15 protein-coding genes are annotated in these 14,812 nt (G+C 28.3%); 9 read left to right on the top strand and 6 right to left on the bottom strand.

The features are described from left to right. Positions 1 to 107: 107 nt before the first annotated feature. The gene (locus HRT41_13935; GenBank protein NQY25122.1) at positions 108 to 1,058 is read right to left on the bottom strand and encodes an ATP-grasp domain-containing protein; all 951 of its coding nucleotides are present in this window, start codon (positions 1,056 to 1,058) and stop codon (positions 108 to 110) included. A gap of 183 nt (positions 1,059 to 1,241) precedes the next feature. Beyond that, positions 1,242 to 2,477 (bottom strand): argininosuccinate synthase, encoded by a 1,236-nt coding sequence (locus HRT41_13930; protein NQY25121.1) that lies wholly within the window; start codon positions 2,475 to 2,477, stop codon positions 1,242 to 1,244. 67 nt (positions 2,478 to 2,544) lie between these two features. On the opposite strand from HRT41_13930, the gene HRT41_13925 reads away from it, so the two are divergent. From HRT41_13925 to lptB, 4 genes are read left to right on the top strand one after another with little or no spacing between them, the layout of a single operon-like run. After that, complete coding sequence (locus HRT41_13925; GenBank protein NQY25120.1) at positions 2,545 to 2,790, top strand: RNA-binding S4 domain-containing protein; 246 nt, start codon at positions 2,545 to 2,547, stop codon at positions 2,788 to 2,790. 26 nt (positions 2,791 to 2,816) lie between these two features. Then, a complete protein-coding gene (gene trpD, locus HRT41_13920; protein ID NQY25119.1) occupies positions 2,817 to 3,806 on the top strand; it encodes an anthranilate phosphoribosyltransferase in 990 nt (329 codons plus the stop codon). Then, on the top strand, positions 3,807 to 4,220 hold the full coding sequence (gene tsaE / locus HRT41_13915; protein NQY25118.1) for a tRNA (adenosine(37)-N6)-threonylcarbamoyltransferase complex ATPase subunit type 1 TsaE: 414 nt from the start codon (positions 3,807 to 3,809) through the stop codon (positions 4,218 to 4,220). Then, on the top strand, positions 4,213 to 4,935 hold the full coding sequence (gene lptB, locus HRT41_13910; GenBank protein NQY25117.1) for an LPS export ABC transporter ATP-binding protein: 723 nt from the start codon (positions 4,213 to 4,215) through the stop codon (positions 4,933 to 4,935). Before tsaE ends, lptB begins: the two co-directional genes overlap by 8 nt. Before the next feature lie 13 nt (positions 4,936 to 4,948). On the opposite strand, the gene HRT41_13905 is transcribed toward lptB, so the two are convergent. Genes HRT41_13905 through HRT41_13895 form a run of 3 tightly spaced genes read right to left on the bottom strand, consistent with a single transcriptional unit; the run spans position 4,949 to position 8,455 of the window. Beyond that, the gene (locus HRT41_13905; protein NQY25116.1) at positions 4,949 to 6,265 is read right to left on the bottom strand and encodes a diguanylate cyclase; all 1,317 of its coding nucleotides are present in this window, start codon (positions 6,263 to 6,265) and stop codon (positions 4,949 to 4,951) included. 7 nt (positions 6,266 to 6,272) lie between these two features. Then, on the bottom strand, positions 6,273 to 7,001 hold the full coding sequence (gene kdsB / locus HRT41_13900; protein ID NQY25115.1) for a 3-deoxy-manno-octulosonate cytidylyltransferase: 729 nt from the start codon (positions 6,999 to 7,001) through the stop codon (positions 6,273 to 6,275). Continuing rightward, entirely contained in the window at positions 6,998 to 8,455 is a 1,458-nt protein-coding gene (locus tag HRT41_13895) for a PAS domain S-box protein (protein NQY25114.1), read from the bottom strand. The genes kdsB and HRT41_13895 overlap by 4 nt, the downstream gene beginning before the upstream one ends. Positions 8,456 to 8,512: 57 nt before the next feature. On the opposite strand from HRT41_13895, the gene polA reads away from it, so the two are divergent. The 5 genes from polA to HRT41_13870 all read left to right on the top strand — a co-directional run bounded on the left by polA (position 8,513) and on the right by HRT41_13870 (position 13,977). Then, a complete protein-coding gene (gene polA, locus HRT41_13890) occupies positions 8,513 to 11,218 on the top strand; it encodes a DNA polymerase I (protein NQY25113.1) in 2,706 nt (901 codons plus the stop codon). A gap of 102 nt (positions 11,219 to 11,320) precedes the next feature. Next, a complete protein-coding gene (locus tag HRT41_13885) occupies positions 11,321 to 12,022 on the top strand; it encodes a response regulator transcription factor (GenBank protein NQY25112.1) in 702 nt (233 codons plus the stop codon). A 26-nt stretch (positions 12,023 to 12,048) separates the two neighbouring features. Further along, positions 12,049 to 12,243, top strand: a complete 195-nt coding sequence (locus HRT41_13880; protein NQY25111.1) for a hypothetical protein — start codon at positions 12,049 to 12,051, stop codon at positions 12,241 to 12,243. Beyond that, positions 12,243 to 12,701 (top strand): DUF2116 family Zn-ribbon domain-containing protein, encoded by a 459-nt coding sequence (locus tag HRT41_13875; GenBank protein NQY25110.1) that lies wholly within the window; start codon positions 12,243 to 12,245, stop codon positions 12,699 to 12,701. The genes HRT41_13880 and HRT41_13875 overlap by 1 nt, the downstream gene beginning before the upstream one ends. Position 12,702: 1 nt before the next feature. Beyond that, positions 12,703 to 13,977, top strand: coding sequence for a response regulator (locus HRT41_13870; protein ID NQY25109.1), 1,275 nt, complete (start codon positions 12,703 to 12,705; stop codon positions 13,975 to 13,977). 11 nt (positions 13,978 to 13,988) lie between these two features. Here the strand turns inward: HRT41_13870 and HRT41_13865 are convergent, their stop codons facing one another. After that, a complete protein-coding gene (locus tag HRT41_13865; GenBank protein ID NQY25108.1) occupies positions 13,989 to 14,804 on the bottom strand; it encodes a prolipoprotein diacylglyceryl transferase in 816 nt (271 codons plus the stop codon). Positions 14,805 to 14,812 lie beyond the last annotated feature (8 nt).

The following is a 14,812-nucleotide window of genomic DNA, read 5'->3' as shown; positions in this document are numbered from 1 at the left end:
AGTAATAAATTAAGTTATTTAATAAAAAGAAATATTAATATTTAAAATTGGCTATAACTTTGTATATGAAAATAACAATATTCTTTTATTGTTTTTATTGGGTGTTTTTACGCTACGACTTGTGTTTTATATATTGGTTTATTTAAATCATTATTTTTCTTGGAAACTTTTTTAAGAATTAAGTCAACAATTAAATCAATTTTTTTATCATTAAAATTTAGACCCATTTTTTCTTGTTCTGGTGTGGCAAATGCAGGTACTCCATTGATTTCTAAAACAATATACTCTTCTTTTTTTCTGTCATAAATGATATCTACACCTGCTATCTCAAGTCCTATTGCTTTTGTCGCGTTTAAAGCAAGTTCAACAACTTCATCATTTGCTTCTCTTAAAAATACACTTCCACCACTGCTTATATTGGTTCTCCAATCATTAGAAGAGGCTTTTCGTCCATAACAAGCAACAAATTTTCCATCAACAATATCGATTCTATAATCTGTATTATCATAATCAATAAATTTTTCAACATAAAAGTACCTTAAATCCATTTGATTTAAAAAAGGCATAAGCATAGCAAGTGATTCACTTGAATCAATTTTTGCAAGCCCTCTGCCTCCCCAAGCATCTGTTGGTTTATACACCATTTTTGACCATTGTTTAATGATGGAGGTTAAATGATGAGTATCATCTCTATGGCATAATTTATAATCTGCAGTTTTAATTTTATTTTTTCTTAGTATAAAAGAAGTATGAAATTTATCTTCACTTAATTCAAAAGCTTCAAATGAATTAATCATAGGAATAACTCTGTTAAGTGCTTTGTATAAATACATTTGATATTGAGTTTGTTCACTTGCATTGTAAGAGAAAAATAAATCTAATTTATCTAGTTTTATGCCTTTATGTAAAATATGTCCATTTTTGGCTAATGCTTCTCTTAGGTTCAAATTTACTAAAGTGTCAATATTTCTGTCTTTTAGTTTTTTGCATATTTTTTTTTCAATTAACTCACCACCTGAATTCTTATACATCCAAATACCAATTTTTTTATTGCTCATTACTTTTCCTATTGAAGGATTCGTTTAGGTATGTTTATAAACGTTTTTTAGTATAACCAAGAAAAATTTCAGTTTAGTAACATCATTGTAGTTTAATAATTTAAAAAAAAAGTGAAAGAATATTTAGAGAAAGAGGGGATATAAAAGCATTAAGTAATGCTTTTATATTTTAAGTAGAAAAGGTTATTTTCTTTTTTGACCAGAAATAATAAATCTAAGTGCATTTAATTTAATAAAACCTTCTGCATCTTTTTGATTGTATACTTCATCTTCTTCAAAAGTTGAGTGTTCTTCTGAGAATAAAGATTGTTCTGATTCTCTACCAACAACCATTACATTTCCTTTGTACAGTTTTAATCTTACTGTTCCTTCAACAAATTTTTGTGTTGCATCAATAGAAGCTTGTAACATTTCTCTCTCAGGTGAAAACCAAAAACCATTATAAATTAGTTTTGCATATCTTGGCATTAACTCATCTTTTAAGTGTGCTTCTTCTCTATCTAGGGTAATAGATTCAATTGCTCTGTGCGCTTTTAACATAATTGTTCCACCTGGTGTTTCATAACACCCTCTGGCTTTCATCCCAACATAACGATTCTCAACAATATCAATTCTTCCAATACCGTGTTTGTTCCCGTAATCATTTAATGTTTTCAAAAGTGTTGCTGGGCTTAAATCTTCTCCATTGATTGCATAAGGATCACCATTTTTATATGAAATACTTATGTATTCAGCTTTATCTGGAGCATTTTCAGGAGAAACTGTCCACAACCACATAGCTTCTTCAGGTTCTTTGCTTGGATCTTCTAGACTTAGACCTTCATAAGAGATATGCAACAAGTTTGCATCCATTGAATAAGGGCTTACACTTGGGTTTCCATTTTCATCTAAGTGTTTTTTATCAATATCAATATTATGGTCTTTAGCGTAAGCTAAAAGTTTTTCTCGTGAATTTAAATCCCATTCTCTCCAAGGAGCAATAATAGTAATATCAGAGTTTAAACCCAAATATCCAAGTTCAAATCGCACTTGATCATTTCCTTTTCCAGTTGCCCCGTGAGATACAGCATCTGCACCCATTTTTTCTGCAATTTCAATTTGTTTTTTTGAAATTAAAGGACGTGCAATAGACGTACCTAATAAATATTCACCTTCGTAAATTGCATTGGCTCTAAACATAGGAAAAACATAATCTTTTACAAATTCTTCTTTAATATCTAAAACAAAAATATTCTCTTCTTTTATTCCCATTGCAAGCGCTTTTAAACGTGCAGGCTCAACTTCTTCACCTTGACCCAAATCAGCTGTAAATGTTATTACTTCTGCTTTGTACTCATCTTGTAACCATTTTAATATAATAGAAGTGTCAAGGCCTCCACTGTAGGCTAAAACTACTTTCTTAACTTCTTTTTTCTTCATACTATTCTCCTGCACTTAAATTAAATAATTTTCGAAATTTTATCTAAAATTAGCTATAATCTCTATTATGAGAATAGATAAATTTTTAAACGCCGTAAATATTACAAAAAGAAGAGCTGTTGCAGAAGATATGTTAGCACATAAAGTTGTGCTAATAAATGGTCTTAGTGTCAAAAAAGCAAAAGAAGTTAAAATAGGAGATACTATAGAAATAAAGTATCTTGAAAAAAGTGATATTTTTAAAGTCTTACAAATACCACAAACTAAATCAACGCCTAAATCAAAAATGTCTGAATATGTTACCCAGATATAAACTTCTTATGAAAAAAAGGATGAAAGATGTTTAATAAAGCAAAACTTAAATTTGATGATATTTTTGAAAATAGGCTACCAGTTGATGAAGTAAGAGAATATTTAATAGAACTTCATGAAAGAGGGGAAGATGCTGCAGAAATAGCTGCTGCTGCATCTGCTATGAGAGAACATTTACTTCCACTTGAAGTCCATTATGATTTAAAAGAAAAACTTATTGATGTAGTAGGTACAGGAGGAGATAAGTCAAATTCCTTTAATATCTCATCTACTGTTGCTATTTTATTAACTGCTTGTGGCTGTTTTGTAGCAAAACATGGAAACAGATCTATTACAAGTAAATCTGGAAGCGCTGATATGCTTGAAGCTTTAGGTATTAATCTTAATCTAGAAGCATCAAAACAAATTATTATGCTTGAAGACACTGGTTTCACATTTATGTTTGCGCAAAATCATCATCCCGCAATGAAATATATTATGCCTATAAGAAAAAGCATCCCTCACCGAACAATTTTTAATATCTTAGGTCCACTTACGAATCCTGCAAATGTAACGAAACATTTATTAGGGGTGTTTGATAAATCCTTTATCAATAAAATGGCTTCGGCTCTTGAACTATTAGATGTAAAAAGATCAATGGTTGTTTCCTCCCGTGATAAAATGGATGAAATCTCTATTTCTGATATTACTTATGCAACATCAATATACAATGGAAAACTTGAAGATTTTATTATTGATCCACAAAATCTTGGCTTTAAATTACAAGATAAATCTCTAATTATAGGTGGCGATGCCAAACTTAATGCACAAATAACACGAGATATCTTAGGAAATAAAGAAAAAGGTGCCAAACTTGATATTGTTTTATTAAATGCAGCAGCAGCTTTAGTTGTTGATGAAAAAGCAAGAGATTTACAAGAAGGTATAGAAATATCAAGAGATGCTATAGAATCTGGGCGAGCAAAAGAAAAACTTGAGCAGCTTGTTCGTGTTTCAAAACTTTTAACACAAGAATAAATGCAAAAAGTATTAACCTTAGGTTTAAAAGAACTTCCAATTCTTGTTCACACACTAAAAGACTTAGTTAAAGAAGATTGCATTATTTTATTAAGAGGCGATTTGGCCAGTGGTAAAACTACATTTGTAAAAGAATATGTTAAAAGTATTGGTATAAAAGAGGAAGTGACTTCTCCTACTTTTTTACTTCAAAGTATTTATGATGACAGAGTTTTTCATTACGACGTATACAATAAAAGTCTTGAAGAATTTATTTCTTTGGGTTTATTAGAAGAATTTGAAAAAGAAGGTTTACATTTTGTAGAGTGGGGCGATGAAAAACTAGAGAAAATATTAAAAGAATATGGTTTCAATACCATGAGTATTAATATTTTAAAATCCAATGATAAAAGGCAATATACAATAAATGCATAATTTAAGAATTGAAGATATTAAAAAAAGTATTAAAAAAACACATATTTTACATGGCATATCATTGGAAGTTAATTCTGGTGAAATTGTTGGTTTATTAGGTCCAAATGGAGCAGGTAAAACAACTACATTTTATACCGTTTGTGGTCTTGTAAAACCAAGCAGTGGAAAAGTCTTTTTTGACAATGTTGATATTACGCATTTACCTCTACATAAACGTGCTTTAAAAGGAATAGGTTATTTACCTCAAGAGTCATCCATTTTTAAAGATTTATCTGTTGAAGATAATTTAATGTTAGCTGCTCAAATTGTAACAGATGATAAAAAAGACCAAATTAAAAGAGTAGAAGAGTTATTAGAAGTATTTAATATAGAACCTATACGACAAAGAAAAGGTATTTCTTTATCAGGAGGGGAGAGAAGGCGTACTGAAATAGCACGAGCGCTGGTATCTAAACCAAAATTTTTACTCTTAGATGAACCTTTTGCTGGCGTTGATCCCATTGCAGTTAAAGATATACAAGAAATCATCCACCAATTAACACTTATTGGTATTGGTGTTTTAATTACAGATCATAATGTAAGAGAAACACTGGAAATTTGTGACAGGGCTTATGTTATGAAAAGTGGTTCTTTACTGGCTTCTGGAAAAGCAGAAGAAATTAAAAACAATGAGCTTGTAAGAAAACATTATTTAGGTGCAGGTTTTTCTTTTTAGCTTGTTTTTTTAATTAATAAACTTCGACTCTGTTTTTTCCTTTTTCTTGGGCACTTCCTAAAGCAGTGGTGACTTTGTTTATAAACGTATAAATATCGTCATTGTTTTCATAAAAACTCAAACCAAAACTTGCTGTTATTACACTGTTAAGTTCTTCTATTTGTAAGTTTTCTATTTCAATTCTAATTTTTTCAGCAACTACAATAGCACCATTTATATTGGTTTGTGGCAGTAAAATTAAAAACTTGTTTTCTTCATACCGGGCTAAAATATCATGCTCACGTAAAGATTTTAATAAAATTGAAGAAAGTCCAAGCAATAAAGCATTACTATTCTTTTTAAGAGTATTATTGCAGAGGTGAGCAAAATCATCCAAAGAAAGCATTAAAAGTGTTAATTCATTTTTATATCGTATATCTCGTCTTAACTCTTTCGCAAAAAGTTCTAAAAATCTGTTTTTATTGTATAAATTTGTTAAAGAGTCAAAATTTCTTTGATGTTCCAATAAATTTGTTTTTTTCTTCTTTGGATTTAACTTTTGGAAAGTGATTATATATTGAGACCTTATTTTATCGTATTCTTCAAGACTAATTGTGAAAATATTTTCTTTATTTTTATTGTTTTTAATGTTCACAGAAATTTCTAAATCTTTTTTCTCTAATATATAATCTATCCAGTTTTCTTCATCTCTAAGATTTTGTGAAGAAAAATATTCTTCATCTTTTTCAAATATATCAAGTAAATCAGGGTAAGTATTTTTAAATTCTTCAATTGTTTTAATACTAAAATAATTAAGAAATTTTTTATTTGAGTGCAATATCTCTTTTTTATTTATAATTAATACAAGATTATTTTGAGCATCTAAAATAGTACTAATATTTTTATTAGATTCTATTATTTTATCTTGTAAATTATCTTGAACAATACTTAACTCTTTTTTTAAAAAAATAGGTTCAACAGATTTAACAACAGCATCTAATAATAAATATAAATCTATGGGTTTTAAAGAATACTCACACACTCCAATATCAATTGCTTGTTTTAAAAAAGCAGGATCATTGTATGCGCTTGTTACTACAATAGGAATATCTTTGTTTAGTTTTTTTATCGCAGCACACATCTCTAAACCATTCATTCTAGGCATGTTTATATCTGTAATAATCAAATCAATGTCATCATGCTGTTTGTATATATCCAAACCTTCTTGTCCATCTTTAGCAAGATAAACCTTTTTTGTTATGCTGCTTAATGTTCTACCTGTAAATTCTCTTACATCGGTTTCGTCTTCGGCATAAAGAATAGTTGTTTTTGATAAAATAGCTTTATTCATAATACTCCTAGATCTTTCCAAATAATTTTAATGCATTTTCTAAATCTTCTTGTGTATCTATTCCAAAAGATTGAGACTCAACTTCTACCATAGATATCTTTTTTTCATGATAAATAGCTCTTAATTGCTCTAATTTCTCTATATGTTCAGTAGGTGCATTTTTTAAATTGCAAAACTCGTTTAAACTTTTAACCGTAAAACCATAAATACCCAAATGTCCATTGTATAAAGAGTCATCATAATGATCTCTGTGGTAGGGGATTTTTGAGCGAGAAAAATAAGTCGCGTTATTATACGCATTTAATAAAACTTTTACATGATTTGGATCATCTGCTAAATTTGAAGAAATTTTTTTATAACACGATACCATCATTATGTCTTCTTTATTTTTCTTTATTTCTTTCACTCTATTTATAACAGCACGTACTACTTCTTCTTCAATAAAAGGTTCATCTCCTTGTACATTAATTACAATATCATCATCTTTTAATTTAAGGTTTTGTGCCGCTTCATTGATTCTATCTGTTCCACTTTTATGCTGTGTTGATGTCATAACTGCATTAATACCATATTCTTTTGCCAAAAGAATTACTTCTTCTGAATCTGTTGCTATGCATACATCATCTAAAGCACTAACTTGTCTTGCTGTTCTAATTACCATTGGAAGTCCCAGTATATCAACTAATACTTTATTTGTAAACCTAGAAGAGTTTAATCTTGCTGGTATTATTATCATTCATTTCCTTTTAAATTAAGTGGAAGTTCAATTGTGACTCTTAATCCTGTATTGTGATTTGTAATCTTTATACTTCCACCTAAATGCATTTCAATAAGCATTTTACATCTGTATAAACCTAAACCAACACCTTGCTGTTCTTCTTTAGTGGAAAAATAAGGTTCAAATATTTTGTCTATGATATCAGAAGGAATACCTTTCGCATTGTCTGAAATTTCAAAATAAATTTTATCATGTAAAACATATTCTTTAAGTAAAATAACACCTTTTTTAATATTATTCCTTAAAATAGCTTCTTTTGAGTTAATAAGTAAATTAACTAAAATAGAAGAAAGCTCATTTTTATAAGTATAATAATCAGGCGTTTGACTTAATATTTTTGCAAAATCAATACGATCAAAATCACTTGAATTCTCAAAAATTTTCAAGGCTTGTGAAATAATTTCTTTTGAGCATGTTTTTATTGCTGTTGCATTTAAAGATATTATATTTTGAAACTCTTCAATGGTTTGGGATAAATCATCGACTTTATTTTTAATACTTATTAAATTGGCGCTGATCTCTTCTTTTTTAATATTTCCATTCATTTCTAATTCAAAATCCATAGTTTGAACTGATAAAGAAATAGTATTTAAGGGTTGTCTCCATTCATGAGAAAGCATTTGTATTGTTTCTCCCATAATGGCTAGTTTTGACTGTTGTAATAAAATTTGATCTTTTTGCTGTATTTCTGATTGTAAATTATCTTCGCTGGTTCTATCAAAAAGCAGTATGGTATATCCAATAACATCACCATATTTATTAAATTGTTTTTTTGACTTAAAATCAACAATAAATTTATTTTCGTCTTTTTTTACATAATTCAATTTGCACAGATATTCTGTATTGTTTTGAATACTGTCCCAGAGCTGTAAATACTCCTCTTTTTTATCTTTTTCATGTAAAAACAAAAGAGATTGCCCTAAAAATTCATCTTTTTCATACATACACAGATTTACAAAAGAATTTGAGCCTTTTGTAATTAAACCTTTTGTATTTAACTGAACAGAAGAAACATAAGCATCAAGAATTTGATCTTTTGAAATTTCTGCTGTTATATCTTTGGCGTTTATTATGAAAAAATTGTTTTCAGCCATTCGTGTTAAGGTTATTTGTAGATAAACTTTTTGTTTATCTTTTCTTTGACACAGAAGAGTTAGTTGTTCTTTGTTGTTATTTGTTTTGTAATTTTGTATTAAAGAAGAGAATTTTTCTTTATATTTTTGATGAATGAGGCTTTCAAAATTTAATTGCAATAATTCGTCTTTTGAAAAACCAAGAATTGGAGTAAAAGCTTTATTAATATAAATAAATTTACTTTTCTCATTTATAATACCAATTGCATCCCAAGAACTATCTATAATGGCTCTTAGCTCAATATTTGATTGCTCTAACTTTTTAATATCCAAAGACATAGGGCACCTTATTTTTAAGTGTTATTATTATATTATAAAAAAATATAAAAAGGATTAATATTGAAAAATATAACAGTTATTGATACATTTGGGTTTTTATTTAGATCTTATTATGCATTGCCTCCATTAAAATCAAAAACAGGATTCCCAACAGGTTTGTTAACAGGATTTATGAATTTTATTTTAAATATAGGAAAAGATTTTCAAACAGACTATATTGTATTTGCCCTTGATTCAAAAGGACCTACTTTTCGTAATGAAATATATTCATTGTATAAAGCAAACAGAGGAGAAGTGCCAGAAGATTTAATAGCTCAACTTCCTGTTGCAATTGAGTGGATTGAAAAAATGGGTTTTCAAACAGCTGCAAGAGTTGGTTTTGAAGCAGATGATATTATCGCATCTATTGCACACGATGCAGTTTTAAAAGGTCTTCAAGTAAGAGTAGTTTCTCATGACAAAGATTTATACCAATTAATAAAAGACGATGAAGTATTTTTATTTGATCCTATTAAAAAAGTAGAAGTAACAGAAAAAACATGTTTTGATAAATACGGAGTCAAAGCCTCTCAATTTACAGATTATCAAGCACTTTTAGGTGATTCTGCTGATAATGTACCAGGAGTAAAAGGTGTTGGTGCTAAAACAGCACAAGCTTTAATTGAACAATTTGGAGATCTGGACAATATTTATAAAAATATTGAGAGTATTGAAAAACCAAGATGGATCAAACTTTTAAAAGAAAGCAAAGAAATGGCTTATATTTCAAAAGAATTAGTAACGCTAAAAAAAGATTCTCATAGTATTGATGATATAGAAAATTTTGTTTTACCAAGTGAAAATCCTATTTTAAAAATAGAAGATACCTTAATTGAATTTGGGTTAAAAGCTGTTGTTACGCGTGTTTCTCAAATGGGATTAAACTATAGAACCAATATTCCTAATAATCAAGCCCAAGCTTCAGAAGTTCCTTTAGTACAAGAAAGTATATCTTTTCAAAAGATATTATTAAACGATGAAAAAACTCTTTTTGAAACCATAGCCTCCATTCCAAAAGATTCTTTAGTGGCTTTTGATACTGAAACAACTGATTTAGATACAAAAAAAGCCAAGATTGTTGGTTTTTCTTTTTGTTTTGACACTAAAAAAGCCTATTATGTACCAATAGATCATTTTTATTTAGGTGTTCCTGATCAAATTTCAAAAGATTGCGCATTAAGAGCTATAAAAATGTTAAATGAACATAAACTTATTTTACAAAACTTTAAATACGATTACGATGTTATAAAATTTAATTTTTCTTATGAATTAACACTTTATGCAGATACCATGATTATGTCATGGATGTTAGATCCTGGTTCCAAAGTAGGTTTAGATGCAATGGCTTTAAAATATTTTGATCATAAAATGATTGCTTTTAAAGATACCGTTAAAAAAGGTGAGAACTTTTCAAATGTAGATTTAGAAGATGCCTGCGCATATGCCAGTGAAGATGCTTTATTAACTTATAAACTTTATGAATCTTTATTAATAGATTTTAAAGAAAATGAACATTTGTTGGAACATGCTAAAAAACACGAATTTTATTTTATCAAGGTACTTTCAGACATGCAAAATGAAGGTATTAAAATAGACACGGATATTTTAGAAACATTAAAGATTAAAAATTCAATTCATATAAAAGACTTAAATGAAAAAATATCTGCAATAGCGGGAAGTGTATTTAATCTAAATTCTCCCAAACAACTGGGAGAAGTTTTATTTGAAAAACTGGGTTTAAAAGCAAGTAAAAAAACAAAAACAGGCTACAGTACTAATGAATCTGTTTTAAGCAAATTAATTGACTCACATGAAATCATACCTTTAATTTTACAGTATAGAGAAGCTTACAAACTACAATCTACGTATATCGAGCCCTTATTAGCACTTGGTCTTAAAAGTGAGGATCAAAGAATTCATACCTCCTTTTTACAAACAGGAACAGCAACAGGACGATTAAGTTCAAAAAACCCAAATTTACAAAACATACCTACACGAAGTGAAGCAGGAAAACACATAAGAGAAGCTTTTATAGCAAAAGAGGGTTATTCTTTAGTTGGTATTGATTATTCACAAATTGAATTAAGGCTTTTGGCTCATTTCTCGCAAGATAAAGCCCTTGTAGATGCTTTTAATTCAGGACTTGATATTCATACTCAAACATCTGCTCATATCTTTGGCGAAGAAAAAGCAAAAGAATACAGAAGTATTGCAAAATCAATTAATTTTGGACTTATTTATGGAATGGGAGCTAAAAAACTTGCAGAAACAGTTGGAATTACCAGTAAAGAAGCAAAAGTTTATATAGAGTCTTATTTTGAAGCATTTTCAAGCGTTAAACCTTATTTAAAATCCATTGAAGAAGATGCTATGTTAAATGGTTTTGTTGAGACCTTGTTAAAAAGAAGAAGAGTATTTGATTTTACTTCCGTAGCTGGAATGCAAAAGGCTGCTTTTTTAAGAGAGGCTGTAAATACCGTTTTCCAAGGCAGTGCTGCTGATTTGATTAAATTATCAATGAACAAGATACATCAGAAATATTCAAAGAATTCTGATGTTAGAATGCTCCTTCAAATTCATGATGAATTAATATTTGAAATAAAAGATAATAAAGTTAACGAAATAATAACCGATTTAAGTTATATAATGTCATCAATTATTACTTTGTCAATTCCTTTAGAAGTATCTGTTTGTGTCGGTAAAAGCTGGGGTGAGTTGAAATAATAACATTAAATGTACAAAAAGTTTATTTTAAAATAATAAATCTTTGACAAGTTTTATTATTTTAGTTATAATTATTTACATACTAAAGAGAAAGAGTAAATCATGTTAAAAACAGTAAAAAACATAAGAAAACTTTATAACGCAAAATTATTAGTTATAAGTAACGACCTTGAAATAAAGAATTCATTTGAAAAAGAGTTAGATGAATACTTTAAAGAAATAAAAATTATGTCTAATGCTAAAGAAGCAGTAGAAGCAGCCTCTAGCTCTAACTTTGATATTGTATTGATTGATACGAGTTTAGATGGTTATTCTTTTAGTGAAACCTGTAATGAGTTAACACAAGTAGCTCCAACCTTACCTAAAATCATTGTATCTAGTGATGAAGTGAATGATGATATTGTTACAGCTATTAATAACAGTGCTTACACTTTTACTACAAAACCTTTGAGATTGAAGGACATTAAATTAGCAGTAATTATGTGTCTTAACCAAACAAAAAGAGGGGATAAGTATGATTTCCAACATGGAATTTACTTTGATGAATACAGAGATCAATTTTTCAAAGCAGGTGGAGCTTTAATTGACTTTACAAGACTAGAAAAATCATTTCTAAAACTTTTAATTATTAAAAAAGGTGATATTATAGATTATGATATTATTAGAAATGTTGTGTGGAAAGGTAAGAACATGTCTATTTACACTATGAGAAATATAGTAAATAAAATCAGACAAAAAACATACTATGAAATTATTAGAAATCATTCTAATAAAGGTTATGTTATTGATGAAGTCAAAAATTAATTTTAAACTTTGTTTAGGGTGGTATAATGGATGAAGTAATAGTAACAAGAGAAGAATTAATAAATATGTTTGAAAGCGAAGATATTGTTGATACGGGAAAAGGGTGGATTATGCACGATAACTTTATAGATATCGTTGCATTACATGAAATTGACCCAAAATTCTTGCAAGATATTACTAAAGCAAAAACGTATAAAATAATAACTAAAGGTAAATCATAATGTCACATTGCCCATTTTGTAATAAAAAAATTGCAATGAGTAAAGCTTTTTGTTCTAAGCATTGTAAAGAAAATTATTTTCAATTAATTGCAATTCAGATTCCAAAACTTTTCATTAAAAATATTTTTATATTCTGTACACAAGAACAAAAAGATGTTAAAATTGAAGAGTTTGCTACAAGACATGGATGGAGAATTGATTTGGTTAAAGATAAAATCAATAATCTTGCCGCTGAATATGGATATACTCATGATGATGAAGTGTCAAACTATTTTTTAGTTAGACTTTATTATTTCTGCAACAAAGAACAAAGAGAAGAAGAAATTAAATTTTTTGCAAAACGTCACAATCTTGAATTAAAACCCTTGATTATAAAAATAGACAAATTAGCTGAAAAAAATGGCTATAAAAATAAAGACGATAGTATTACAGAAAAATACAAAAAAATTAGGTCGTAAAATGGCTGCTGCTAATAGTCAGTTCAAGGATAGTATACTCTCCTCTTCTTCTATCCTTTATCTTGAAGACGAAGACACTATTAGAAAAGAAACAAGCGGAATCCTTCAAAAATTTTTCAAAAATGTCTATACTGCAGCTAATGGACAAGAAGGACTTGAGCTTTATCTAAAATATCAAGAATCAATTGATATTATTATCACTGATTTAAATATGCCGAAAATGGATGGTATTTCTTTTATGATTCAAGTAAGAATAAAAGACAAAAGAATCCCTATCTTAGTATCAACTGCTTTTTCAGATACTGAAAATATCATTAAATCCATTAAACTTAAAGTTGCAGATTATATTTTAAAACCCATGCAATTAACAACAACGTTAAAAATCATTTTAAATATCCTCTCTGAAATTAATAATATTAAACTTATTAAACAACAAAAAAACGAACTAGAGAGTTTTCAAGCTGTTTTAGATAAACAGAATCTTATTAGTAAAACAAATCCTGAGGGAATAATAACTCAAGTCAATAAATTATTTTGTGATGTTTCTGATTATAAGGAAGATGAATTATTAGGTTTTAATAGAAGTATAATTAGACATCCTGCTGTATCAAGTGAATTTTATAAAAATATTCACGACTGTATTAACTCAAAAAAAATATGGAGAGGTAAACTTAAAAATATTACCAAAGAGGGAAGTACTTTTTATACAAAAACAACTATCATTCCCATTTTTGATCTAGAAGGTATGTTAATAGAATTTATTTATATTGGGTTTTTAATTACTAAAGAAGAAGAAGAAAAACAAACACTCAAACGATATATTTTAAAGCAAAAATCAAAATTCTTAGAAGATGAAAACTCATTAGAAACAAGATTAAGTAGCAAACTTGAATTAGCAAAAAAAGAAAATTCTTTACAAGAAATAATAAAAAATGAAAAAATTAATGAATTTATTGTTAATATTGAATCCCAATTAAAAACATCAAGAAACAGACTAATCGAAGAGAAAGCAAGAGTTTTAGGACTTGAAAATAAAATAAAAGCAATTGATACCAAAAATTATACCTTACAGGCTTCATACAAAGACAGAATGATTAAATTGCATAAAATCATGGAATCAGCTAACTTTAAATATGAAAAATCAAAAAAAAGAGAAATGATGCTTGATGATAAGTTAATTAAAGCGCAAGAATCTATTAAAGTCTTACAGTCTATTTCTGATAATCATTTAAAAAGAATTGAGGATCTAAGTTCCTTAATTAAGATAGGCTCTTAAAAACAAAAAGCCTAGGCTTTTTGTTTTTTTACTTTTAAGATAATCATCAAACAAATACTTGCGAATATAAATGAAATAAGCATACCCATTGTTAACCAAGAAGTATTAAACAAAAATCCCAATTGGATATCGGGTTCTCTGTACATTTCTGCAATAATCCTCATTAAAGAGTATAAAAATCCATACATTAAAAATAACTGTCCTGTAAACTTTGTTTTATTACGATACATAAACAAGATAACAAATATCACAAAACCTTCTAAAAAAGCTTCATACAAAGCAGAGGGATGCCTTAAACTGTCTCCCACATAAATTCCCCAAGGAAGATCAGTTGTACGTCCAATTAGTTCTTGATTTAAAAAATTTCCAATACGTCCAAAAGTATAACCAAAAGAAATCCCAACAACTGAGATATCTGCTAAAAAAAGCATGGACAGTTTATTTTTTCTACAAAATAAATAAGAAGCGATTGCAAAACCAATTACTGCTCCATGATAAGACATTCCAGAAATTCCTGTAAATTCGCCATTTACAAAAGGATTGAATATTTGCCAAGGGTGACTTAAATAATAAGATGTTTGTGTATCATAAAATAAAACATAGCCAATTCTTGCACCTAAAATAACACCAATTTCAACCCACCAAATATAGGAATCAAAAACAGCCTCTTTTATATTAATATTATCTCTTTTAATCAATTCTTTTGCAACAAAGATTGCAGATAGTAGAGCAGTTGCATACATAATTCCGTACCAATGAACAGATACAGAAGATATACTAAATGCTACAGGGTCAAAATTTGTATAAATATTTTGCCAAAATTCCATCTTAATCC

Source organism: Campylobacteraceae bacterium, assembly GCA_013215945.1.
In the GTDB taxonomy this organism is placed as follows: domain Bacteria; phylum Campylobacterota; class Campylobacteria; order Campylobacterales; family Arcobacteraceae; genus NORP36.
Note: the sequence above shows the minus strand (reverse complement) of the source record. Positions and strands in the feature narration are given on the sequence as shown.